This window comes from Pseudocitrobacter sp. 73 (assembly GCF_008369545.1).
Classification (GTDB): Bacteria; Pseudomonadota; Gammaproteobacteria; order Enterobacterales; family Enterobacteriaceae; genus Pseudocitrobacter; species Pseudocitrobacter vendiensis.
The window spans coordinates 82,263-105,136 of the sequence record NZ_VTZO01000020.1 but is presented as its reverse complement, the minus strand read 5'-3'; the positions used below and the strand labels follow the sequence as shown (position 1 = coordinate 105,136).

The 22,874-nt window shown below is 55.0% G+C and carries 22 protein-coding genes; 11 read left to right on the top strand and 11 right to left on the bottom strand.

Going from position 1 to position 22,874, the window contains the following annotated elements; translation table 11 throughout:
- Positions 1–9: 9 nt before the first annotated feature.
- The gene (gene ahpF, locus F0Q32_RS19245; RefSeq protein WP_149464359.1) at positions 10–1,575 is read right to left on the bottom strand and encodes an alkyl hydroperoxide reductase subunit F; all 1,566 of its coding nucleotides are present in this window, start codon (positions 1,573–1,575) and stop codon (positions 10–12) included.
- 190 nt (positions 1,576–1,765) lie between these two features.
- The gene (gene ahpC / locus F0Q32_RS19240; protein ID WP_149464358.1) at positions 1,766–2,329 is read right to left on the bottom strand and encodes an alkyl hydroperoxide reductase subunit C; all 564 of its coding nucleotides are present in this window, start codon (positions 2,327–2,329) and stop codon (positions 1,766–1,768) included.
- 412 nt (positions 2,330–2,741) lie between these two features.
- On the opposite strand from ahpC, the gene dsbG reads away from it, so the two are divergent.
- The 4 genes from dsbG (at position 2,742) to F0Q32_RS19220 (ending at position 6,591) form a co-directional block, all read left to right on the top strand.
- Positions 2,742–3,488: a thiol:disulfide interchange protein DsbG gene (dsbG, locus tag F0Q32_RS19235; protein WP_149464357.1), complete on the top strand. Its 747-nt coding sequence runs from the start codon at positions 2,742–2,744 to the stop codon at positions 3,486–3,488.
- 203 nt (positions 3,489–3,691) lie between these two features.
- Positions 3,692–4,603 (top strand): LysR family transcriptional regulator, encoded by a 912-nt coding sequence (locus F0Q32_RS19230; protein ID WP_149464356.1) that lies wholly within the window; start codon positions 3,692–3,694, stop codon positions 4,601–4,603.
- Positions 4,604–4,756: 153 nt separating this feature from the next.
- A complete protein-coding gene (locus tag F0Q32_RS19225; protein ID WP_149464355.1) occupies positions 4,757–5,980 on the top strand; it encodes a phosphoadenosine phosphosulfate reductase in 1,224 nt (407 codons plus the stop codon).
- Complete coding sequence (locus tag F0Q32_RS19220) at positions 5,965–6,591, top strand: ParB/RepB/Spo0J family partition protein (protein WP_188016889.1); 627 nt, start codon at positions 5,965–5,967, stop codon at positions 6,589–6,591. Before F0Q32_RS19225 ends, F0Q32_RS19220 begins: the two co-directional genes overlap by 16 nt.
- On the opposite strand, the gene F0Q32_RS19215 is transcribed toward F0Q32_RS19220, so the two are convergent.
- The gene (locus tag F0Q32_RS19215; protein WP_149464353.1) at positions 6,592–7,752 is read right to left on the bottom strand and encodes a pyridoxal phosphate-dependent aminotransferase; all 1,161 of its coding nucleotides are present in this window, start codon (positions 7,750–7,752) and stop codon (positions 6,592–6,594) included. It abuts the gene before it with no gap.
- A 114-nt stretch (positions 7,753–7,866) separates the two neighbouring features.
- Between F0Q32_RS19215 and F0Q32_RS19210 the strand changes: the two genes are divergently transcribed.
- The 3 genes from F0Q32_RS19210 (at position 7,867) to F0Q32_RS19200 (ending at position 9,818) form a co-directional block, all read left to right on the top strand.
- Complete coding sequence (locus tag F0Q32_RS19210; RefSeq protein ID WP_149464352.1) at positions 7,867–8,955, top strand: oxidoreductase; 1,089 nt, start codon at positions 7,867–7,869, stop codon at positions 8,953–8,955.
- Positions 8,956–9,139: 184 nt separating this feature from the next.
- A complete protein-coding gene (locus tag F0Q32_RS19205) occupies positions 9,140–9,433 on the top strand; it encodes a type II toxin-antitoxin system RelE/ParE family toxin (protein WP_149464351.1) in 294 nt (97 codons plus the stop codon).
- Positions 9,414–9,818, top strand: a complete 405-nt coding sequence (locus tag F0Q32_RS19200; protein WP_149464350.1) for a helix-turn-helix domain-containing protein — start codon at positions 9,414–9,416, stop codon at positions 9,816–9,818. The genes F0Q32_RS19205 and F0Q32_RS19200 overlap by 20 nt, the downstream gene beginning before the upstream one ends.
- Here the strand turns inward: F0Q32_RS19200 and F0Q32_RS19195 are convergent.
- From F0Q32_RS19195 to entC, 7 genes are all read right to left on the bottom strand, one after another.
- The gene (locus F0Q32_RS19195) at positions 9,815–10,012 is read right to left on the bottom strand and encodes a YbdD/YjiX family protein (RefSeq protein WP_015965413.1); all 198 of its coding nucleotides are present in this window, start codon (positions 10,010–10,012) and stop codon (positions 9,815–9,817) included. The two genes, F0Q32_RS19200 and F0Q32_RS19195, sit on opposite strands and share 4 nt — an antisense overlap.
- A gap of 143 nt (positions 10,013–10,155) precedes the next feature.
- A complete protein-coding gene (gene cstA / locus F0Q32_RS19190) occupies positions 10,156–12,261 on the bottom strand; it encodes a pyruvate/proton symporter CstA (protein WP_149464349.1) in 2,106 nt (701 codons plus the stop codon).
- Between the two features lie 279 nt (positions 12,262–12,540).
- On the bottom strand, positions 12,541–12,954 hold the full coding sequence (gene entH / locus F0Q32_RS19185) for a proofreading thioesterase EntH (protein ID WP_015965415.1): 414 nt from the start codon (positions 12,952–12,954) through the stop codon (positions 12,541–12,543).
- A gap of 1 nt (position 12,955) precedes the next feature.
- Entirely contained in the window at positions 12,956–13,711 is a 756-nt protein-coding gene (gene entA, locus F0Q32_RS19180) for a 2,3-dihydro-2,3-dihydroxybenzoate dehydrogenase EntA (RefSeq protein ID WP_149464348.1), read from the bottom strand.
- Positions 13,711–14,565 carry an isochorismatase gene (locus tag F0Q32_RS19175; RefSeq protein WP_149464347.1) on the bottom strand — a complete coding sequence of 285 codons (855 nt, stop codon included), beginning with the start codon at positions 14,563–14,565 and terminating at the stop codon, positions 13,711–13,713. Before F0Q32_RS19175 ends, entA begins: the two co-directional genes overlap by 1 nt.
- Positions 14,566–14,578: 13 nt before the next feature.
- Positions 14,579–16,189 (bottom strand): (2,3-dihydroxybenzoyl)adenylate synthase EntE, encoded by a 1,611-nt coding sequence (entE, locus tag F0Q32_RS19170; protein WP_149464346.1) that lies wholly within the window; start codon positions 16,187–16,189, stop codon positions 14,579–14,581.
- Between the two features lie 9 nt (positions 16,190–16,198).
- The gene (gene entC / locus F0Q32_RS19165; RefSeq protein ID WP_149464345.1) at positions 16,199–17,374 is read right to left on the bottom strand and encodes an isochorismate synthase EntC; all 1,176 of its coding nucleotides are present in this window, start codon (positions 17,372–17,374) and stop codon (positions 16,199–16,201) included.
- 247 nt (positions 17,375–17,621) lie between these two features.
- Between entC and fepB the strand changes: the two genes are divergently transcribed.
- Positions 17,622–18,587: a Fe2+-enterobactin ABC transporter substrate-binding protein gene (fepB, locus tag F0Q32_RS19160; RefSeq protein ID WP_149464344.1), complete on the top strand. Its 966-nt coding sequence runs from the start codon at positions 17,622–17,624 to the stop codon at positions 18,585–18,587.
- 105 nt (positions 18,588–18,692) lie between these two features.
- Here the strand turns inward: fepB and entS are convergent, their stop codons facing one another.
- On the bottom strand, positions 18,693–19,934 hold the full coding sequence (gene entS, locus F0Q32_RS19155; RefSeq protein WP_149464343.1) for an enterobactin transporter EntS: 1,242 nt from the start codon (positions 19,932–19,934) through the stop codon (positions 18,693–18,695).
- Between the two features lie 112 nt (positions 19,935–20,046).
- Between entS and fepD the strand changes: the two genes are divergently transcribed.
- From fepD to fepC, 3 genes are read left to right on the top strand one after another with little or no spacing between them, the layout of a single operon-like run.
- Positions 20,047–21,054, top strand: coding sequence for a Fe(3+)-siderophore ABC transporter permease (gene fepD, locus F0Q32_RS19150; RefSeq protein ID WP_149464342.1), 1,008 nt, complete (start codon positions 20,047–20,049; stop codon positions 21,052–21,054).
- Positions 21,051–22,043 (top strand): iron-enterobactin ABC transporter permease, encoded by a 993-nt coding sequence (gene fepG, locus F0Q32_RS19145; RefSeq protein WP_149464341.1) that lies wholly within the window; start codon positions 21,051–21,053, stop codon positions 22,041–22,043. Before fepD ends, fepG begins: the two co-directional genes overlap by 4 nt.
- A complete protein-coding gene (fepC, locus tag F0Q32_RS19140) occupies positions 22,040–22,843 on the top strand; it encodes an iron-enterobactin ABC transporter ATP-binding protein (protein WP_149464340.1) in 804 nt (267 codons plus the stop codon). Before fepG ends, fepC begins: the two co-directional genes overlap by 4 nt.
- Positions 22,844–22,874 lie beyond the last annotated feature (31 nt).

Sequence of the window (22,874 nt, the reverse complement as noted above, 5' to 3'; positions counted from 1 at the left end):
CTTCTTTTTTTATGCCGTTTTCGTACGAATCAGATAATCAAAGGCGCTGAGTGACGCTTTCGCGCCTTCGCCTGCGGCGATGATAATCTGTTTGTACGGAACGGTGGTGCAGTCACCCGCGGCAAAGACGCCTTTGACGCTGGTTTCACATTTCGCATCGATGATGATTTCACCCATCCGGTTGCGCTCAATCGCGCCTTCCAGCCAGGTGGTATTCGGCAGCAGACCGATCTGAACGAAGATCCCCGCCAGTGCAACCTGATGCGTATCACCGCTTACACGGTCACGGTATTGCAGGCCGGTCACTTTGCTGCCGTCGCCTTTCACTTCCGTAGTTTGCGCATTCAGAATGATATCGACGTTTTTCAGGCTGCGGACTTTATCCTGCAGAACCTGATCCGCTTTCATTTCCGGGGCAAATTCCAGCAGAGTCACGTGTTCAACCACGCCCGCCAGGTCGATTGCCGCTTCCACACCGGAGTTACCGCCACCGATAACCGCGACGCGTTTGCCTTTAAACAGCGGGCCGTCGCAGTGCGGGCAATAGGTTACGCCTTTGGTGCGATACTGATCTTCGCCCGGCACATTCATGTTGCGCCATTTTGCACCGGTCGCGATGATGATGCTGCGCGCTTTCAGTACGGCGCCAGACGCAGTTTCAATCTGGTGTAAGCCGCCTTCCTGCGCCGCCGGAATCAGTTTCGAAGCACTCTGGCTATCAATCACGTCAACATCATACTCACTGACGTGGGCTTTCAGTGCGCCAGCCAGTTTCTGACCTTCAGTTTTCGGTACGGAGATATAGTTTTCAATATCAACGGTATCGAGTACCTGACCGCCGAAACGCTCGCCCATCAGGCCGGTACGGATGCCTTTACGCGCTGAGTAGACAGCGGCAGCGGCACCGGATGGGCCGGAACCCACGATCAGCACTTCATAAGCATCACGGGTGCTCAGCTCTTCCGCTGCGCGTTTTTCCGCGCCAGTATCGATTTTGGCCACGATTTCCGTCAGTGTCATACGGCCCTGACCAAACTCCTGACCATTCACGAATACTGCCGGAACACCCATCACATTACGTTCGGTAATTTCGTTCTGATAGGTGCCGCCATCAATCGCCGTGTGCTTGATGCGCGGGTTCAGCACGCTCATCAGGTTCAGCGCCTGCACCACGTCCGGGCAGTTGTGGCAGGAGAGCGAGTAATAGGTTTCGAATTCAAAATCGCCGTCGATATTACGGATCTGCTCCAGCAGAGACTGCGCTTCTTTCGACGGATGACCGCCAGTCCACAGCAGCGCCAGTACCAGCGAGGTGAACTCATGCCCCAACGGGGAGCCGGCAAAACGCGGGCCCTGGTGGGAACCCGGGTTGGTAATCAGGAACGACGGTTTACGAACGGCCAGCGTGTTATCTTCTTTGAAGGTCACTTTATCTGACAGTTCAGCAATCTCAGCCAGCAGTTCCTTGATTTCTGCCGATTTGGCGCTGTCATCCAGCGTGGCAATCAGCTCAACAGGTTTGGTCAGCTTTTCAAGATAGGCTTTGAGCTGGGTTTTCATGTTGGTGTCGAGCATTGTTAATCTCCTGGGCTTAATACATCATCATGCAAGCTGCCTCATTCGGCGGCCTGGATGCAACTTGCATCATAGTGCGTGGGGGAAGAAAAACGGGTGCTATGCACCCGTTGGTTGCCGGGTGGCACTGCGTTTACCCGGCCTACATTTGTAGGCCCGTGCAAGCGTCGCGCCGCCGGGCAATTAAGACTTAGATTTTGCCGACCAGATCTAAGGACGGAGCCAGAGTTGCTTCGCCTTCTTTCCATTTAGCCGGGCAAACTTCGCCTGGGTGAGAAGCAACGTACTGTGCTGCTTTGATTTTACGCAGCAGGTCAGATGCGTCACGGCCAATGCCTTCAGCGGTAACTTCGATAGCCTGGATGATACCCTGCGGGTCAACTACGAAGGTCGCACGGTCAGCCAGACCTTCATCTTCACGCATGTTTTCGAAGTTACGGGTCAGGGTGCCAGTCGGGTCACCGATCATCGCGTATTTGATTTTCGCGATAGTTTCAGAGCTGCTGTGCCATGCTTTGTGGGTGAAGTGGGTGTCGGTAGAAACAGAGTACACGTCTACGCCCAGTTTCTGCAGTTCTTCGTAGTGGTCTGCTACGTCGCCCAGTTCAGTCGGGCAAACGAAGGTAAAGTCAGCCGGATAGAAGAAGAATACGCTCCAGCGACCTTCGGTATCTTTCTCGGTGACTTCGATGAATTCGCCGTTTTTGAATGCCTGGTTTTTGAAAGGTTTAATTTTAGTGTTAATCAAGGACATCTATACTTCCTCCGTGTTTTCGTTGAGTTGTAAGTTAACGAAATTTGGTTGATAGGGCCAATGCGTTTCCATTATCAAATCAATAAGCGTTACCTTACAACCGACTCAAGACAACATTGTGAACCTAAAAATGGGTAAGGCACGAAATGCCCCTTGCCCGTCTAAATCTGCGTAAAGTAAAAAGGCCCCCTCTTCAGGCGGCCCCGTTACCTGAACACCCGTCGGTGGATTCAGCGCCAGCCAGGCTGGCTATATGTTGCGCTCTACATTACCTTAACAAAGGTTGTAACAGCTAAGGGATTACATCACCCCACCCTTTAAAGGGCAATCCACCCTCGGTTGGTCTTATCTATGGTTGTGATAGGCTACACCATTCCTTTCATCTTACGGACTGATTTTACAGAGATTTTCTATGCTAAAACGTTCTTTACTCCTTACTCTCCTCCCTTTGTTCGCCCATGCGGAAGAACTCCCTGCCCCGGTAAAAGCCATCGAAAAACAGGGTATTACCATCATCAAGCCGTTTGATGCGCCCGCAGGTATGAAAGGGTATCTCGGTAAATATCAGGATATGGGCGTGGCTATCTACGTGACACCAGACGGCAAACACGCCATTTCCGGCTATATGTATGATGAGAAAGGACAAAATCTCAGCGAGCAGTTGTTCCAGAAAGAGATTTATACCCCGGCCGGGCAGGAAATGTGGAAGCGTATGGAAAAAAGTACGTGGTTACTGGACGGTAAAAAAGACGCGCCGGTCATACTGTACGTTTTCGCCGATCCCTTCTGCCCGTATTGCAAACAGTTCTGGCAACAGGCGCGCCCGTGGGTAGATTCAGGAAAAGTTCAACTTCGTACGCTGCTGGTTGGCGTCATCAAACCCGAAAGCCCGGACACCGCCGCCGCAATCCTGGCGACGAAAGATCCCGCCAAAACCTGGCATGACTACGAGCAATCCGGTGGAAAACTGAAGCTCACCCTTCCCGCTACCCCAGCAGCGGATGCGATGCGTACATTAAATGAAAATCAGAAACTGATGGATGACCTGGGCGCAAACGTCACACCAGCCATTTACTATATGAATAAAGAAGGCCAGTTACAGCAGGTCGTCGGCCTGCCTGATGCCCAAAAACTGAAGGTCATGATGGGCGAAGAGTAATTAACGCAGGGTGATTGTATAAAAATAAAATATCAATCACCTTGTTTTCTATGATCAGTAGTAAAACACTATTTTCTGATATATATTAAGTCAGGATGTAAGGTGCTTTTAGTTTTACGAAAACATGGAATGTTAATAATCTTCGCGGTACAGGAGCGCAATGGTGCCTTCACTGCAACCTGCGCCGAAACAAGGACAACATAATGGCTAACCTCTATGATCTAAAGCGATTCGATCTTAACTTATTAGTTATTTTTGAATGCATTTATCAACATCTCAGCATCAGTAAAGCTGCCGAGATGTTGTTTATTACCCCGTCCGCCGTCAGCCAGTCATTACAGCGCTTGCGCATTCAGCTAAACGACCCATTGTTCGTGCGTTCCGGCAAAGGGATCACGCCTACCACGGTTGGCGTTAATCTGCATCATCACCTCGCGGATAACCTGAACCAACTGGAAAAAACTATCAATATCATGAGCCATTCAGAGCTCACGAAACGCTTTGTCATTTATGGCCCGCAAATTTTCATCTCTGGCCCTATTATCAACATCGTGACACATTTGCTGGACGACCCCAGCATTGAAGTCGCCCATTACGATTACGTCGCAACATCCGATAACATAGAAGATTTAATGAGTTACAGAAAGGCGGATTTGGTTTTAAGCACCTCGCCTATCATTAACCGTTCGGTGGTCTGCGAACCTTTTAAAGAGGTGCCTACGGTGTTAGTCTGCCGCGAGGATCACCCTCGTTTGGGGGAACAGGCAACGCGGGAAGAGATTCTTCTTGAACGTTTCGCAACTTACACGACGGACGAACCCGGCATTAAAGGTTATCAGTCAGAAGTAGATGAACAGTACCAGGGAAGACGCACAGGATTACGCACTAATTCACTTATTGGTATGGTCAACATTATTCAGAAAACCGATTTGATTGGCATTATTCCGCGTGAATTTTTCGATTATTTGGGTGAAAACGGTAAGCTCAAAGAGATTATCACGCCTGAACCATTACCTTCGATAATGATATATACTATCTATAATCGTTCGTCGATGAATACGCCATCATTTGCCAAAGTGATAGAAAAAATTGCGATAAACAATAAATCACTTTAACAAATTGATTATGGGTATGTATTCTTATCCAGAATACATACCCTGCAACAAATGTATCTTACGGTAACCATTAATTAAAATATTACCTTCGGCATCCTTGTCGTTATATGATAGTAAAAAATCATATCATCTATTTCGCAAGGATTGCCGACAATGTCGTTATCAAAGGTTCCATTATCCTGTACTGTGCTGGAAGCCAGCCAGCATCGCGCAGCCTGGGCCTTACAGAATTTTCCCCGTGTTTGCGTCTCATTCTCTGGCGGTAAAGATTCCACGGTCATGCTCCATATTACCGCGCTACTGGCGCGAGAAATGGGCAAGAAAATCAGCGTCCTCTTTATCGACTGGGAGGCGCAGTTTTCCAGTACCATCACCCATTGCGAACGCATGCGCGATCTCTATCAGGATGTTATCGAGAATTTCTATTGGGTGGCGATTCCCCTTACTACACAAAATGCCCTTACCCAGTTTGAACCCGAATGGCAATGCTGGGAACCCGGCGCACATTGGGTACGACAGCCCCCAGAAGGCGCGATAACCGACCCGACAATATTTCCGTTTTATCATCAGGGCTGCACTTTCGAAAGCTTTGTCCAAAGCTTTGCGGAGTGGTTTTCACAGCAGCGCCCGGCAGCCATGCTGATTGGGATCCGCGCCGATGAATCCTATAACCGATTCCTGACCATTTCTTCACAACGCAAGCAACGTTTTGCCGATGACAAACCCTGGACAACCGCAGCACCCGGCGGCCACGCCTGGAATGTGTACCCCATTTATGACTGGAAAACAGCGGATATCTGGACGTGGTTCGCTCGTACAAAGCACTGTTACAACCCACTATATAACCTGATGTATCAGGCAGGCGTACCACCGCGTAATATGCGCATTTGTGAACCCTTCGGGCCGGAACAGCGCCAGGGGCTGTGGCTCTATCATGTGCTGGAGCCGGAACGCTGGGCCGCTATGTGTCAGCGTGTGAGCGGCGTACACAGCGGCGGGGTATACGCCGGGCGCGACAATCAGTTTTACGGTCACCGAAAACTCGAAAAGCCCGCGCATCACACCTGGCGCAGCTACGCGATGTTTCTGCTGCAAAGCATGCCGCAAACCACCGCCGAACATTATCGCAATAAAATCGCGGTCTACCTGCACTGGTATCAAAAACAGGGCATGGAGGATATTCCGGACAGCCAGGAGGGCGATGTCGGCTCAAAAGATATCCCGTCCTGGCGACGTATCTGCAAGGTCATGTTAAACAACGACTACTGGTGTCGGGCGCTCTCTTTTAGCCCGACAAAGTCTATGCACTATCAGCGCTACCGCGAACGGATGCACCAAAAACGTCAACAATGGGGGATTCTGTGCAACAACGATTAATTAATGATATGACCACCTGGCTGCAATCGCTTGATTTTGACGCCCGCGTAGAGGCGATCAATCACTTTCGCCAGGCGCTGCACGGTGTCAGCCCGTTTAACGATCAGCCTGTTGATTGTGTCGTTTGGGTCAAAGAGGAACAGATTACGCCAAACGCCTATAACCCGAATAACATGGCGCCGCCGGAAAAGCGGCTGCTGCAAAAATCGCTGGAGGCGGACGGTTTTACGCAACCGCTTGTCGTGATGAAAAAAAATGACCATCAATACGAAATAGTTGATGGATTTCATCGATTTGCGCTTGCCAGCAGCAAAGCGGGTTTAAAAAAGCAGTTTAAGGGCTACCTGCCGGTCACCAGTATCGACAGTCGCAGCACCACGCTACCTTCACGTATGGCAGCAACCGTGCGTCATAACCGCGCGCGTGGGCGGCATCAGATTAACGCCATGTCAGATATCGTGCTGGAACTGGCGCGTTTGGGCTGGAATGAAGAGAAAATCAGCAAAGAACTGGGGATGGATAGCGACGAAGTGCTGCGTCTGAAGCAAATTAACGGCCTGCTCGAAATGTTTGGCGATCGTAATTTCTCACAGGCCTGGACCGTTAAATAATCAGAGCTGGCGCAAGCGTTCTGCTGCCGCCAGCAGCGTCGATTCCTGCTTGGCAAAGCACAGGCGAATAAGTTTGTGCGGGAACGGATCGGCGCAAAAAACCGATAATGGAATAGCAGCAACACCCACCTCTGTGGTTAGCCACTGGCAGAAGCTCACGTCGTCTTTATCAGAGATAGCGCTGTAATCGGCCAGCAGGAAGTAGGTTCCTTCACAGGGCAGAATTTCCAGTCGACTTTCTCTCAATGCTTCAATAAACAGATCTCGCCGCTCACGGTAAAACGTGGGCAACTGGCGATAGTGCTCCGGCTGGGCACGCAGCATATCCGCAAGTGCCAGCTGCGCCGGGGTATTTACCGCAAAGGTCAAATACTGATGCACTTTGCGCAATTCGGCGCTTATCGCCGCGGGTGCAATGCAGTAGCCAACCTTCCAGCCCGTCATATGATAGGTTTTACCAAACGAGGAGACCGCGATAGCCCGTTCACGCAGTTGCGGATGCGCCAGCACGCTGGCGTGGCCCTGCGGATCAAAGCAGATATGTTCGTAGACTTCATCGCTCAGCACGTAGATTTCTCGCTCCGCAATCGCCTGCCAGAGTGCGGAAAAGTCAGCCGCATGCCAGACGGTGGCTGAAGGATTGTGCGGTGTATTAAGAATAACCAGACGCGTTTTATCGCTGAGTAATGCGTGAAACGCGGCCCAATCGACACGAAAATGTGGCGGCTGCAACGCAATACGCTTGAGGACGCCACCCGATAGCTCCACCGCTGGCGCATAGCTGTCATAGCTCGGGTCAAAACAGATGACCTCATCGCCTGGGCGCACCAGGGCAGTAATTGCCGCATAAAGTGCTTCTGTCGCGCCCGCCGTCACGGTGATATCGCTATTGGCGTCGGGGGTGTAGCCATATAGCGAGCCGGTCTTTTCGGCAATGGCCTCACGCAGCGCCTGTAAGCCGGTCATCGGCGCATACTGGTTCGCGCCTGCGGCAACGTGATACGCCAGTCGCTCCTGTAAATAACGCGGACCGTCAAAATCAGGGAAACCCTGCGACAAATTAATCGCCTGATGTTTAAGCGCCAGTGCACTCATTTGCGTGAAAATCGTGGTGCCGAGATTAGGTAATTTACTCTGTGGGATCAGTGGGTTGTGCGTCATTATTGTTGTTCCATCTGTGATGCAGTGTTGAAGCCACTATAACACGATGCTAGTATTTGGCAATCAAGACGTTTAGACGTCTATAAAACAATAATATCCTGAGGCACAACATCTATGAATCAAACTGATATTCGCGTGGTCCCTGGCCCCGCTAACTACTTCTCGCACCTCGACAGCCTGCAACGTCTCAACGATTTTTTCAGCCCTGAGCAACTCTCCCGCGCGGTGTGGATTTACGGCGAAAAAGCCATTGCAGGTGCACGCCCTTATCTGCCGGAATGCGCCACCGCGCCGGGATCAACGCAGATTTTGTTCACCGGCCACTGTAGCGAACGGGATGTGAACGCACTGGTCGCGCAGGCTGGCGATAACCGTAGCGTTGTCATTGGCGTAGGCGGCGGCGCGTTGCTTGATACGGTGAAAGCCGTTGCGCGCCGACTGAATTTACCGTTTGTCGCTATCCCAACTATCGCCGCGACTTGCGCCGCGTGGACGCCGCTTTCCGTGTGGTATAACGATGCCGGTCAGGCGCTGCATTTTGAGATTTTCGACGATGCCAACTTCCTGGTGCTGGTCGAGCCGCGCATTATCCTCAACGCGCCGGCGGAATATCTGCTGGCAGGCATTGGCGATACCTTAGCAAAATGGTACGAAGCCGTGGTTCTCGCCCCGCAACCGGAAACGCTGCCGCTGACAGTACGCCTGGGCATTAATGGCGCGCTGGCGATTCGGGATGTGTTGCTCGAAAGCAGCGAGCAGGCGCTCATTGATCAGCAGCAAGGAAACGTAACACAGGCATTTCGCGACGTAGTGGATGCCATCATCGCGGGCGGCGGTATGGTTGGCGGCCTGGGCGAGCGCTTCACCCGCGTTGCCGCAGCGCATGCGGTGCATAACGGTCTCACCGTCCTGCCGCAAACAGAGAAGTTTCTTCACGGTACCAAAGTCGCTTACGGCATTCTGGTTCAAAGCGCCCTGCTCGGCCAGGACGATGTACTGGCGCAACTGATTCATGCCTACAAGCGCTTCCATTTACCCACTACGCTTGCGCAGCTTGAGGTGGATATTCACAACCGAGAAGAGCTGGATAAGGTCATCGCCCACACGCTGCGCCCGGTGGAATCCATTCATTTCCTGCCCGTCGAACTCACGCCAGACACGCTATTTGCGGCCTTTGAAAAAGTAGAAAACTTCGCCGGTTAATCCACTGCATGTGCAAGCTTCTGTCAGTTGACAGAGGCTTTTGCGAGCCTGCGCGAAGCCTTGCCTTTTGCCCCTTCCCCCTCTCCCTAATCTTGCTTATCGTAGCGTTTATTAGAAAATTTTTATTTTCTAATAAACTTATATTTTACTTATTCAAAACGTAAGCGTACAGTGGAGGTACAGGATGATTATTACCTGGTCAAGAGTGGCAAGGCGGCAGTTAGACAGCATTGATGTGAGATATCGGCTAAAGGTCACTGAGAAGATAATGGCGTTAAATGACCGAAACGCACCGATGCCCGATCTCGTTAAGCTTTCTACACCAAAGGACCACTATCGCCTGCGCGTGGGCGACTATCGCATTGTTTTTACGGTGATAGACGACGAAAACACCTGCCACATTGTGGCCGTGAAGCGCAGAACTACGACGACATATCTGCACGAGGAGAAGGCACCCTATGGCTATTCAGCTAATTAAGGATGAAAACGGGAAACCGCAGTACGTTGTGATCCCTTACGACGAATATTATCGCCTGCGTTTGCAACTGGCTGAGTCCGCAAGCGACGATGACGATGAATGGGAAGATATCCCCTGCGAACATGATGACGATGACAACACCAGCCTGCCCGGCATCGTGTGCGACATCATGGATAAAGAAGGCGTAAGCTTACAGGCGGCCTGGCGCATACATTGCGGCTTATCACAAAAGGACGTGGCGGAGAAACTGGGTATCAGCCAGTCTGCCGTATCACAACTCGAATCTCCTGAATCCCGCCCGCAAAAACGCACGCGTGAGAAACTGGCGGCAATTTACGGCTGTAAACAGGAACAAATCAGCCTGTATCTGCCAAAAGAGGGTTAACAGCAGCGCGCGCCACCTTTTCCGCCGTAGCGAGCATCCTGACGATCGCGGAAAAACTCTTCATAGGTCATTGGCGTCTGGTCAGGGTGTGTAACACGCATATGCTCGACATAGTTGTCGTAATCCGGCACGCCAATCATCATTTTTGCGGCCTGGCCTAAATATTTTCCTGCTTTTGATAATGTGTCGAACATGGTGAATTCTCGTTGAGTTGGTGCGTTTTGTTCCCCTCACCCCGCCCTCTCCCACAGGGAGAGGGCGAAAACCGACGCAAATGTCACAATGAGCTCGGTCGGTCCCCTCTCCCTGAGGGAGAGGGTTAGGGTGAGGGCATCTATCAATGCGCCCCTTTCGCCTGGGTCACAATCTCTTCCAGGTTTTCCGGCATTGGCTCATAAGGCGTTTCTTTCGCCGTCGGTTTGTCCTCTTTCAGAGCCGCCAGTGCGGTCTTAATCGAGAACAGCGCCAGCACCACAACCACTACCATAAAGAAGATGGTCAGGCCAGCATCCAGACGGTTGTTAAACACCAGTTGAGCCAACTGGGATTCCGTGTACTGCGGCGGAATCGCCCCGCTGTCGATCATCGCCTGGAATTTATTGGCGATAGCCAGGAAGCCCACACGCACGTCCGGACTGAACGCTTTCTGCCAGCCAGCCGTCAGCGTACATACCAGCAGCCAGGCCGTTGGCACCAGTGCCACCCACGCATAGCGTTGGCGTTTCATCTTAAACAGTACCACCGCGCACAGCATTAACGCCATACCTGCCAGCATCTGATTGGCGATACCAAACAGCGGCCACAGGGTATTGATACCGCCTAACGGGTCAACCACGCCCTGGTGCAGGAAGTAGCCCCAGGCCAGGACGCACAGCGCCGTCGCCAGCAGGTTCGCTGGCAGAGAATCTGTCTTCTTCAGATTCGGGTTAATGACGCCCAGCAGATCCTGCAACATAAAGCGCGCCGCACGGGTACCGGCGTCTACCGCCGTCAGGATAAACAGCGCTTCAAACAAAATAGCGAAGTGATACCAGAATGACACATCCATCAGGCCGCCAAGCGCGCCGTGCAGAATGTACGCCATGCCGACTGCCAGCGTCGGCGCACCGCCCGCACGCGAGATAATCGACTGCTCACCCACTTCATTGGCAATATGGTTCAGGGTTTCCGGCGTCACCGTAAAGCCCCAGCTACTCACTACCTGTGCGGCAGAAGCCACCACATCGACAGTGCCTGCCGGCGCCAGCATCGCCATTGGGCTATTCATCGCAAAATAGACACCCGGGTCGATGATACAGGCAGAAACCAGCGCCATAATCGCGACGAAGGATTCCATCAACATCCCACCATAGCCAATCAGGCACGCCTGGCCTTCATTCGCCAGCATCTTCGGCGTGGTGCCTGAAGCAATCAGCGCATGGAAGCCCGACACCGCGCCACAGGCGATGGTGATAAACAGGAACGGGAACAGGTTGCCGGTCCACACCGGGCCGGTGCCATCGACAAACTTGGTCAGTGCAGGCATGGTCAGCGTCGGGCGCATAATCAGAATGCCAACAGCCAGCCCAACAATGGTACCGATTTTCAGGAAGGTAGAAAGGTAATCACGCGGCGCCAGCAGCAACCACACCGGCAATACCGCCGCCACGAAACCATAGCCCACCAGCATCCTGGTCAACTGGACGCCTGTGAAGTCAAACCACGGCGCCCAGGTTTCACTTTCTGCCACCCAACCGCCAGAAATAATGGCAAAAATCAGGAAGAACAGGCCGATGACGGAGACTTCGCCAATGCGCCCCGGGCGCAGATAGCGAATGTAGATCCCCATAAACAGCGCCAGTGGAATGGTAAACGCTACGGTGTAGGTTCCCCATGGGCTGTGTGTCAGGGCTTTCACCACGATCATCGCCAGTACCGCCAGAATGATCACCATGATCATAAAGGTGGCAATCAACGCGATAACCCCGGCGGTTGGCCCCATCTCCTCCTTCACCAGTTCACCCAGTGAACGACCATCGCGGCGCGTGGAGACAAAAAGCACCATAAAGTCCTGCACCGCACCGGCAAGCACCACGCCCGCGAGGATCCAGATCATCCCGGGCAGATACCCCATCTGCGCCGCCAGCACCGGGCCCACCAGCGGCCCCGCCCCGGCAATTGCCGCAAAATGGTGACCGAACAGCACTTTCTTGTCGGTCGGTACATAATCCAGCCCATCGTTATGACGCACGGCAGGCGTCATACGCGTTGGGTCAACCGCCAGCACATTTTTGGCGATATAGCGGCCATAAAAACGATAAGCAATCAGATAGATACAAACTGACGCCACCACTATCCAAAGGGCGTTAATCTGTTCACCACGATTGAGGGCTATGTAGCCCAGGGCAAACGCTCCGACAATGGAGAGCAATGCCCATGTGAGGTATTTCCCTGAATTGTTCATAGATGTTGTCCGTGTGAGTCGCTGAGAATGTTACATTTTATTTCTGTATAAACAGGTTTGATTTAACAACTCAGAAACCAATAAGTACAACAAGAACACTACGTATTTACATCACATTGTTAACGGGATCACTTTAGTGGCGAAAAGAAGTGTAAAAACAAGCAGGATGAGTGAAGTCTGTCGCGGCTTTGCCGTGTGGCGCTTTCGCTTTCCCGGCCTACGAATTTCCACAAACCGTAGGCCCGATAAGCGCAGCGCCATCGGGCAATTCAGTGTAATCTAGCCGATCACCGCCGTCCCCAAACGGCAGGTACAGCAGCGTCGTCCTTGTTCATCGAACACGACGATTTCCCAGCTTTGGCTCTGCCGACCTAAATGCAGCGGGCGGCAGACACCGCGCACTTTGCCCTGTGAGACCGGGCGGTGATGTGAGGCGTTAAGTTCTGTTCCTACCACACACTGACCGTCGCGGGTCATCATAAAACCTGCCATCGACCCCAGCGTTTCAGCCAGCGCCGCCGAGGCGCCACCGTGCAGCAGGCCAAACGGCTGATGAGTGCGCGCATCCACCGGCATTTCCGCTTCGAGAATGTCATCCCCAAGATGGGTGTAAACAATCCCCAGATGCGCCACCATCGTATTCAGGCTGGTAGCATTCAGTTCTTCGAGCGATAAATGACGTTTCCAGATCATCTCAGGCCCCCAGCGTCGAGCCGCCGTCAACCACGATGTCCTGCAACGTGATATGGCTGGCGTAATCAGAGGCGAGGAACAGCACCGTGTTAGCAATTTCCTGCGGTTGTGCGATTTTCCCCAGCGGAATGCCGAGTTTAAATTGTTCGCCGAAGCCGCGAATACGCTGCTGTTCAGCATCGTCGCTTTGCCACATTCCGCGCTGCATATCGGTATCCGTCGATCCCGGCGAGACCAGATTACAGCGCACGCCGGAACCCGCCAGTTCGAGGCCCACCGTGAGCGCCAGGCTTTTCAGCGCCGCTTTCGACGCGCCGTAGGCGCTCATGCCGATACGCGGCGTATGCGCGGCGTCGGATGCCACGGTAACAATCGCCCCACCCTGCTGCTGGCGGAACGTCGCCATGGTCTGCTGAAAGAGGTTGAATGCGCCGCCGACGTTGACCGCAAAAGTCTGCTGCCAGTCGTCAATGCTCAATGCATCTGTCGCCCCCATGCGCAGAATACCGGCCGCATTTACCAGCACTTCAAGACGCGGCGTGGTCGCGAGCAGGCGCTCACACACCTCTGCCACCTGACGCGCATCAGAAACATCCAGCGCCTGCGTGGTAAAAGGATACTCCTCGTCGGCAAAAGCGAGATCAAATCCCACCACCGTTGCGCCAGCCTCGACAAACACCTGCGCAGTAGCAAAACCAATGCCTCTGCCCGCGCCGGTGACCCACACCGTTTTGCCGTTGAAATCGAAGCCGCTCATCACTTCACCTCGCGGGAAAGCAGCGCCCACCAGGCATCAATCGTCGGGTTTTTCGCCAGCATCACAAAATCGATATCGCCGTACACCTTACGCCAGCGCGCCGCCAGCGCCATCATGCGCACGGAATCCAGGCCGTAGTCGATCAGGTTCTCATCATCCATCGGCTCGTCGGATTCATCCAGCAGCGGCAGCACCAGCGCTCGCAGTGCGGATTTGCTGGCTGGAATGGAAGGGAGCAGTTCATCCGTCATTACCACGCGACCACTGCGCCCGGCGACATAGTTCAGCGACATCAGATGTTCTTCACGGCTGAAGTCCGCCAGCGCGTCAGCGACAAAGAACGGCTTGATATCACGCATGAACGCGTCGGTCGCGGTGGTCATGCAGCCAATATGCGCATACACGCCGGTAATGATCAGTTGATTGCGGCCCGTCTCTTTCAGCATCAGCTCCAGCGGCGAGCGGTGGAACGCGCTGTAGCGCCACTTCACCAGCACCGTATCCGCTTCGTCTGGCGCCAGCGCGGCAACAATTTTTTGCTGCTCAGGCGAACGGGTCAGGCCAGGCCCCCACATATCATTCAGCAGGGCGCGATCTTCATCGCTCTGCTCTTTCGGCTGAGCGGTGTAGTAAACGGGAATATTATTCTTTTTACAGAAATCACGCAGCGCGGCGATGTTCGCCACCACGGTTTCCATCATTTCGCTATTATCGCCCCAGAAGTTGAGGAAATATTCCTGCATATCATGGATAAGCAGCGCCGCGCGCTCAGGCTCAAACGCCCAGCTCACTTTGTTATCCGGAAGTTCCATTGCCGTCGGCAGTGGGTAACCCTTTAATTTTGGAATAGCCATTCTGTTCTCTCCTTCAGCCCAGCGCGCGGGTAGCCAGCCACTGACGCAGTTGTTTTTTATCGACTTTACCGACGTGGGTCAGCGGCAGTTCATCCACACACTCGACGCGATCCGGCAATTTAAAATCTGCAACGCCCTGCTCACGCAGGAAACGACGAACCTGAACCGCGCGCAGCGGTTCTTTCACCACCAGATACGCGCAGCTTTTTTCGCCCATCAGATCGTCTTCCATGCTGACCAGCGCGGCGTGGACAACCGACTCATGCTTTAGCAGCAGGTTTTCTATCTCTTCGGCGGCGATCTTCTCGCCGCCACGGTTGATCTGATCTTTTTCACGCCCCTGAACGGTGATATAGCCCTCCTCATCAATAGAGATGAGATCGCCGGAACCATAAAAACCGTTAGCATCAAAGGCGCTGGCGTTGTGCTGCGGGCTTTTGTAGTAACCGCGGAAGGTATAGGGCCCACGCGTCATCAGTCGACCGACTTCGCCACGCGGCAGCGGTTCGCCGTTTTCATCGGCAACCCATACTTCATCGTCAGGACACATCGGGCGGCCCTGGGTATTGATGATGCGTTCCAGGGAATCATCCAGCCGGGTGTAGTTCACCAGCCCTTCCGCCATGCCGAAGACCTGCTGTAACTGGCAACCCATTTCTGCCGGAATACGTGCGGCAAGCGTAGCGGAAAGCCGCGCTCCGCCCACCTGCAGCAGCTTCAGTGAACGCAGCGACGTATTGCTGCCCCACTCGGCGATGGCCTGTAACCACAGGCTGACGGCTGGCGGCACCAGCGCAGCCACATTCACCTGATGCTTTTCAATCAGCGGGAAACAGAGGGTGGCGCTCGGGTCGGCGGCCAGCACTACAGTGCCTTCGGCCAGGAACACACCCAGCGCACCCGGCGAGCTCATGACATAGTTGTGCGCCGATGGAATCGCGCACAGGAAGCGGGTTTCCGGGGTGAAATTGCAGATTTCATTACTACGGCGAATGCTGTAGTAGTAATCGTTATGCGTACGCGGAATCAGCTTCGGCGTACCGGTGCTGCCGCCGGAAAGCTGGAAGAACGCCACTTCATCGGCAGGCGTAGGCGTGGCGCTGAAGTTATCCGCCGCCTGCGTCAGCGCCGCATCAAGTGAGTGCTCACCTTCCCCGCCACGCAGCAGCACCACACGTACTGATGGATGGGTTTCGATAAAGGTGTTCAGGAAACTGTCATCGGCAAACAGAGCATGGGCGCGGTCGGCAATCAGCAGCGACGGTTCGATTTGATCGGCATAAGCATTCAGCTCGCTGCGCTGATGGCTGAACAGCGCATTCACTGGCGCGACGCCAATCCGCAGCAGCGCAAACAGCGTCATATAGAACTCGACGATATTGCCAAGCTGTATCAGTGCCGTTTCACCCTGTTTCAGCCCCTGGCGCTGAAGCGCCGATGCCAGATTATCGACCGCCTGATTAAGCTGGCGATAGGTGATTTCACGTTCGCCATCAATGACCGCAACGGCATCGCTATTCGCATGGCGGGTCAAAATATCGGTTAGCGGCAGATCCTGCCAGTAGCCTTTTTCACGGTAGCGTGACGCCAGGTCCGCTGGCCAGCGGGTAAATTCCACAGACATCGTTGCTCCTTACTGCAAACCAAAAACGTTCAACATGGTGGAAAGCTTCACGCCCGTTTCACGCCACTCCGCTTCGGGAGAAGAAGCAGGCACAATGCCGGCTCCGGCAAACAGACGCACTGTGTTCGCATTCACTTCAGCGCAGCGGATAGTGACCACCCACTCGCCGTTTCCTTCGGCATCGCACCAGCCCACAATGCCGCCGAACAGGTCGCGTTCGAAAGGCTCCAGTTCGGCGATGATTTGCTTCGCCGCCAGATGCGGGAAACCGCTCAGGGCAGGCGTCGGATGCAGCAAGCACGCCAGAGACAGCGCGTTTTCCACCGGATTCGCCTCGCCTTCAATCGGCGTCGCCAGATGCCAAAGGGTTGGTGTGGTGATCAACTGCGGGGTTTCCGGCAGCGACAGCGAACGGCTGCGCGGGGCCAGCGTGGCTTTCATCGCCTGGGTCACCAGTTCGTGTTCGTGGCGATCTTTTTCCGATGCCAGCAGCTTGTTGCCCGCTTCCCTGTCCAGCACATCATCCGGTTGACGACGCGCGGAACCGGCCAGCGGCAGAGAGCTGAAATGGCTCCCCTCTTTACGCAGCAGCAATTCAGGGCTCGCGCCCAGCAGCACGCCACCGTTCTCCAGCGGCACATGGAAGTTAAAGCTCGCCGGGTTTTGCGCGACTAGGCGCTCCAGCAGTACACCGCTGTCCAGCGGGCGATCGGTGGCGATTTCAATCAGACGCGAGAGCACGACCTTATCGACCTGCGGTGTGTCGGTCAGCGCCGCGGCGCGTGCGACCATCTCCATAAACACCGGCTGCTGCGGAATTTCGTGGCGTTCAGTGACGCCAACCGGCGAGGCCGATGCGATATAACGCGCAGAGTGCTGCTTCCCGGTGCGCGAGAAGGATTGCCACTGTTTCGGGATAAAGAGCGAAGAGGGTTGGTTGGTATCGAAAGGGATCGCGCCAACCATCACCGGCTTTTCGATTCCCGCTGCTTTCGCCTCGGCAAATGCGGCGGCAAGTTGTTGCTGGAAAGGACTGTTCAGGGCATCGCCACCCGCCGCCGGGCAGGAAAAACGACTAAAACAACCGGTGGCAGTGAAGCTCCGGTAAGGCGACATAAAGAAGAAGTTATCCGCGCAGAGTGTTTCTTGCTGCTCGTTCGTATCCACAGCCAGTGACGTTTCCATATCATCCTCCAAAAAACGATAAAGATATTACGAATAATTATCATTTATATTTTCGCTCGGTAACCTAAAAGTAAATGCTTCGTATGTCAACAGCACGGGGTAGTAAGTTGTGCTCAATGGACGGCTTTGCCGTACAAATGCGCTAAACCTCGCGCTTTTTACGGTATTTCTTCATGGACTTGCATCCAGCAGGCACAATGATTGAAAATGAGAAGCATTCACCACACCATAAACAGGATACCGCGCTGTGAACTTTTCCTCCCTGCACCACAAAACGTTGCTGTTGTGCTTTGTCAGCCTTTTAGGACTATCCTCAGCCACCGCCGCCGACTGGCCTCGCCAGGTCAGCGACAGCCGTGGCACACTCACGCTTGAACACAAGCCAGCACGCATTGTCTCCACCAGCGTCACGCTGACCGGTTCATTGCTGGCGATTGATGCGCCGGTGATTGCCAGCGGGGCCACCACGCCGAACAACCGTGTGGCCGACGGTCAGGGTTTCCTGCGTCAGTGGAGCGAGGTGGCGAAACAGCGCAAACTGGCGCGTCTCTATATTGGTGAACCCAGCGCTGAAGCCGTCGCCGCACAAATGCCGGATTTAATTCTGATCAGCGCCACCGGTGGTGACTCGGCGCTGGCGCTCTACGACCAGCTTTCCCCTATCGCGCCCACGCTTATCATCAACTATGACGATAAAAGCTGGCAGGAACTGCTGACGCAGCTTGGGCAGATCACCGGCCAGGAAAAAGAAGCGAGCGCCCGTATTGCACGCTTTGATAAAAAACTCGCCGAGGTGAAACAGCACATCACCCTGCCGCCACAGCCGGTGAGCGCCATGGTTTACACTGCCGCCGCGCACAGCGCCAACCTGTGGACGCCGGAGTCAGCGCAGGGCAAGCTGCTGGAACAACTGGGCTTTACGCTTGCGACGCTGCCTGAAGGTCTGCACGCCAGTCAGAGTCAGGGAAAACGTCACGATATTATTCAACTTGGCGGGGAAAATCTGGCAACGGGCCTGAACGGCAAAAGCCTGTTCCTGTTCGCGGGTGACCAGAAAGATAGCGACGCTATCTATGCCAACCCCCTGCTATCTCATTTGCCTGCGGTACAGCAAAAGCAGGTTTATGCTTTGGGTACCGAAACCTTCCGACTCGATTACTACAGTGCGATGCTGGTGCTGGAGCGGTTGTCTGCACTGTTTAGCGCGAAGTAACGTTTTGCCGGATGGCGGCCTGGCAACATGTACGGATATTACCGGCCGCACCTGCACCTTGTAGGCCCGGTAAGCGTAGCGCCACCGGGCAACCGCACAGAGCGCTTACCCTTCTACAATCACCGGCTGCTGGCGGAAACGTCGCAGCTCGGTCAACAAGCCGAGCAGGATAACGCCAACAATCGCCAGCGCCCAACCGCTGGCGCTGGCCGATGCCACCGGCGTCAGAATTGCCCCTAATCCGCCGAGTAACGCCGCGCCAATGGCATCGCCCGTCACGTTCTGCGCCGTCCATAATCCATTGATACGTCCGAGCATCGCTTCCGGCGTTTGCGTCTGAATGAGGGTGTACTGCAACAGCGAGCTAATCGCGCTCAGCCAGCCAAACAGCGCCAGACACACCACGCCCAGTGCCCACATCGGCATCAGCGCAAACAGACCAATCGCCACAAATGCTGCCACGCTAGAAAACAGCATAATGCGCCCAGGCCGCTCATGGCGTGCCAGATTGCCGCTGGTCAGCGCGCCAAACGCCGCGCCCAACGGGATTGCCGCATACAGCAGGCCAATTTGCGCCGCCGACATCTGCCAGTTCAGCGCCAGCGCCGGATAAAGCACACGCACCGCACTCGCCATGGTCAGCAAACCGCCCAGCAGGGCAATGCCGCCAATCAACGGGCTGGCAAGAAGAAAGCGGAACCCCGCCACCAGCGAAGCCAGCGGATGTTCACGCTGCTGTGGCGGAGGGGGCAATTGCGGCAGGCGTAGCAGAGTCAGTGTGGTAATAAAGGTGCCCAGCGCCGCCAGCAGGTAGTTCCAGGAAACGCCCCCGGACGCCAGCAGCAGGCCGCCGACCATCGGGGAAATCACCGAGCCCAGACGCACTGTTAGCATGGTGATCGCCCCGGCCTGCATTAAATTCTCGCGTCCGACCAGCACCGGCGTCGCCGCCAGTAATGCCGTGACACCCAGCGAAGCAAAGAAGCCATCCCACAGTCCCAGCAAATAGATGGCAATTAGCGACGGTTCCGGCAGCAGAGCATTCAGCCACAGGCCAATAAAACCGATGCCGCAGGTACCTCGCGCCAGCAGAATCAACTTGCGGCGCTCGTACCGGTCGGCCAGCACGCCGCCGACCATCAGGCCGATAAACATCGCCCCGCCGGTAAGCGTGACGGAAAGCCCCACCTGCCAGGTGGAGTGGGTCATCATTTGGATCTGGACCGGGACGGCAACACCGAGGAGCCCCAGAGAGAGAATAGAGATAAATCGGGCGATAAAAACGGCACGAAAGGCCGGATGCGTTTTGAGCAGGCTAAGGTTCAGCAGCCAGGATTGTCGATTCATTACAGCGCCTTGATGCTTTTTTTTCATACCATTTTCGTGGGCGCACATGCTAACATAAACGAATAAGATAGATAACGATAATTACTATCATTATCAACTTCAGGGATGTGTTATGTCGTTTTCCACTACCGCGCTGCGCGCCGTTGCGCTGCCCGGTTTGTTTTTGCTGCTACTTCTCGCAGTAACACTCAGCTTACTTATCGGCGCGAAAGCGCTTCCTGTTTCCGTGGTTGTCGATGCCTTTAGCGGCACCTGTCAGAGTGCGGACTGCACTATCGTGCTTGATGCCCGTCTACCCCGTACACTGGCTGGATTACTGGTGGGCGGCGCGCTGGGCCTGGCCGGAGCATTGATGCAAACGCTCACCCGTAACCCGCTGGCAGACCCCGGCCTGCTCGGCGTCAACGCCGGGGCCAGTTTTGCCATCGTGCTGGGTGCAGCACTACTTGGTATTGCCTCACCGGAACAACAACTGGTCATGGCCTTTTGCGGCGCGTTTGTCGCATCATTGATTGTGGCCTTTACCGGCAGTCAGGGCGGCGGCCAGTTGAGCCCCGTTCGCCTGACGCTGGCGGGTGTCGCGCTGGCGGCGGTGCTCGAAGGCTTAACCAGCGGCATCGCTCTCCTCAACCCTGACGTATACGACCAACTGCGCTTCTGGCAAGCGGGCTCGCTGGATATCCGCACTTTTACCACCCTGAAAGTGGTACTGGTCCCGGTACTCATTGCCGGGATCGCCGCCCTGATGCTCAGCCGGGCGCTGAACAGCCTGAGTCTCGGCACCGACACCGCCACCGCTCTCGGCAGCAAAGTGGCGCGCACACAAATTTTCGGTCTGTTGATCATCACCGTCCTGTGCGGCAGCGCCACGGCGGTTGTTGGTCCGATCGCCTTTATTGGCCTGATGATGCCGCATATTTCTCGCTGGCTGGTAGGGGCCGATCACCGGAAATCGTTGCCTGTTACGTTGCTGGCAACCCCTTCCCTGCTGCTATTCGCCGATATTATAGGCCGCTTAATTGTGCCCGGTGAGATGCGCGTCTCGGTCGTCAGCGCCTTTATCGGTGCGCCGGTGCTTATCTTCCTGGTGCGCCGCCAGCGCGCGGGAGGTGGCCGATGATGACCCCGTCTCGTCGTTTAGTGACAACCTGCCTGCTACTGGCGGCCGCTTGTCTGTTGGTGATGTTCTGGAGTCTTCGCAGCGGTGCGGTCACCCTGGAGTTTAGCCAGGTGATCTCCGCGTTATTTGGCGATGCTCCACGCGCTATCACCATGGTGGTGACCGAATGGCGTCTTCCGCGGGTGATCATGGCGCTGGTCATTGGCGCAGCGCTCGGCGTCAGCGGCGCTATCTTTCAATCGCTGATGCGTAACCCGCTCGGCAGCCCCGACGTCATGGGCTTTAATACCGGCGCATGGAGCGGCGTACTGGTCGCCATGGTCTTCTTCGATCAGCACCTCACCGCCATTGCGGTCGCCGCGATGGCGGGCGGTGTTCTGACCGCATTGATTGTCTGGCTGCTGGCCTGGCGTGACGGAATTGATACCTTCCGGCTTATTATCATTGGCATCGGCGTGCGAGCCATGTTGATGGCCTTCAATACCTGGCTGCTGTTACGCGCGTCACTGGAAACCGCGATTTCCGCCGGGCTATGGTATGCGGGCTCGCTCAATGGCCTGACCTGGGCAAAAGCCTGGCCATCGGTGCCGATTATTATCGTAATGCTGGTCTGCGCCGCTCTGCTGGTCCGCCGTCTGCGGTTACTGGAGATGGGTGATGACACCGCCTGCGCGCTTGGCGTTCGCGTAGAATTCTCACGCCTGCTGATGATGTTTGTTGCCGTCATCCTTACCGCGGCATCCACTGCGCTGGCAGGGCCAATTTCCTTTATCGCACTGGTTGCGCCGCACATCGCCCGTCGCCTCAGCGGCACGGCACGCTGGGGTCTGATGCAGGCAGCACTGTGTGGCGCCCTGCTGTTATCCGCTGCCGATTTTTGCGCGCAGCAGCTGTTCCTGCCTTATCAGCTTCCGGTTGGCGTCGTGACCGTCAGCCTGGGCGGTATTTACCTCATTGTGTTGCTTATTCAGGAGTCCCGCAAAAAATGACCGTTTCTCAGCCCCGTTTACGCGGTGAACAGTTAACACTGGCCTATGGCAAAAAGACGATTGCGGAAAACCTTAACGTCACCATTCCCGACGGCCATTTCACCGCCATTATAGGCCCCAACGGCTGCGGAAAATCTACGCTACTGCGCACGCTCAGCCGTTTGATGACGCCTACGCAGGGGCATGTTTTTCTCGATGGTGAGCACATTCAGCATTATGCCAGTAAAGAAGTGGCGCGTCGCATTGGGTTACTGGCGCAAAACGCCACCACGCCTGGCGATATCACCGTACAGGAACTGGTCGCGCGCGGGCGCTATCCGCATCAGCCGCTGTTTACCCGCTGGCGTGAGGAGGATGAACGTGCCGTGGCGAACGCGATGCAGGCCACTGGCGTGACAAATCTCGCCAGTCAAAGCGCCGATACGCTTTCGGGGGGTCAACGCCAGCGCGTGTGGATAGCGATGGTGCTGGCGCAGGAAACGGCCATTATGCTGCTGGATGAGCCGACCACCTGGCTTGATATCAGCCATCAAATCGACCTGCTGGAGCTACTAAGCGAACTCAATCGCCAACAGGGTTACACGCTGGCGGCGGTCTTGCACGACCTCAATCAGGCCTGCCGTTACGCCACACATTTAATTGCATTGAAGGAAGGAAAGATTGTAGCGGAAGGCGCTCCGGGTGAAATCGTCACCGCAGAGCTTATTGAGCAGGTTTACGGTTTAAAATGCCTGATCATTGAAGACCCGATTGCCGGAACACCGTTGGTGGTGCCGCTAGGGCGAGCGGGGCGCGCCTGAGATTTGCCCGGTGGCGCTATGCTTACCGGGC

Excerpts from the sequence above, each read along its gene's own strand:
- ahpF (WP_149464359.1), bottom strand. The coding sequence starts at position 1,575 with ATGCTCGACACCAACATGAAAACCCAGCTCAAAGCCTATCTTGAAAAG.
- ahpC (WP_149464358.1), bottom strand. The coding sequence starts at position 2,329 with ATGTCCTTGATTAACACTAAAATTAAACCTTTCAAAAACCAGGCATTC.
- dsbG (WP_149464357.1), top strand. The coding sequence starts at position 2,742 with ATGCTAAAACGTTCTTTACTCCTTACTCTCCTCCCTTTGTTCGCCCAT.
- F0Q32_RS19230 (WP_149464356.1), top strand. The coding sequence starts at position 3,692 with ATGGCTAACCTCTATGATCTAAAGCGATTCGATCTTAACTTATTAGTT.
- F0Q32_RS19225 (WP_149464355.1), top strand. The coding sequence starts at position 4,757 with ATGTCGTTATCAAAGGTTCCATTATCCTGTACTGTGCTGGAAGCCAGC.
- F0Q32_RS19215 (WP_149464353.1), bottom strand. The coding sequence starts at position 7,752 with ATGACGCACAACCCACTGATCCCACAGAGTAAATTACCTAATCTCGGC.
- F0Q32_RS19210 (WP_149464352.1), top strand. The coding sequence starts at position 7,867 with ATGAATCAAACTGATATTCGCGTGGTCCCTGGCCCCGCTAACTACTTC.
- F0Q32_RS19205 (WP_149464351.1), top strand. The coding sequence starts at position 9,140 with ATGATTATTACCTGGTCAAGAGTGGCAAGGCGGCAGTTAGACAGCATT.
- F0Q32_RS19200 (WP_149464350.1), top strand. The coding sequence starts at position 9,414 with ATGGCTATTCAGCTAATTAAGGATGAAAACGGGAAACCGCAGTACGTT.
- F0Q32_RS19195 (WP_015965413.1), bottom strand. The coding sequence starts at position 10,012 with ATGTTCGACACATTATCAAAAGCAGGAAAATATTTAGGCCAGGCCGCA.
- cstA (WP_149464349.1), bottom strand. The coding sequence starts at position 12,261 with ATGAACAATTCAGGGAAATACCTCACATGGGCATTGCTCTCCATTGTC.
- entH (WP_015965415.1), bottom strand. The coding sequence starts at position 12,954 with ATGATCTGGAAACGTCATTTATCGCTCGAAGAACTGAATGCTACCAGC.
- entA (WP_149464348.1), bottom strand. The coding sequence starts at position 13,711 with ATGAGCGGCTTCGATTTCAACGGCAAAACGGTGTGGGTCACCGGCGCG.
- F0Q32_RS19175 (WP_149464347.1), bottom strand. The coding sequence starts at position 14,565 with ATGGCTATTCCAAAATTAAAGGGTTACCCACTGCCGACGGCAATGGAA.
- entE (WP_149464346.1), bottom strand. The coding sequence starts at position 16,189 with ATGTCTGTGGAATTTACCCGCTGGCCAGCGGACCTGGCGTCACGCTAC.
- entC (WP_149464345.1), bottom strand. The coding sequence starts at position 17,374 with ATGGAAACGTCACTGGCTGTGGATACGAACGAGCAGCAAGAAACACTC.
- entS (WP_149464343.1), bottom strand. The coding sequence starts at position 19,934 with ATGAATCGACAATCCTGGCTGCTGAACCTTAGCCTGCTCAAAACGCAT.
- fepD (WP_149464342.1), top strand. The coding sequence starts at position 20,047 with ATGTCGTTTTCCACTACCGCGCTGCGCGCCGTTGCGCTGCCCGGTTTG.
- fepG (WP_149464341.1), top strand. The coding sequence starts at position 21,051 with ATGATGACCCCGTCTCGTCGTTTAGTGACAACCTGCCTGCTACTGGCG.
- fepC (WP_149464340.1), top strand. The coding sequence starts at position 22,040 with ATGACCGTTTCTCAGCCCCGTTTACGCGGTGAACAGTTAACACTGGCC.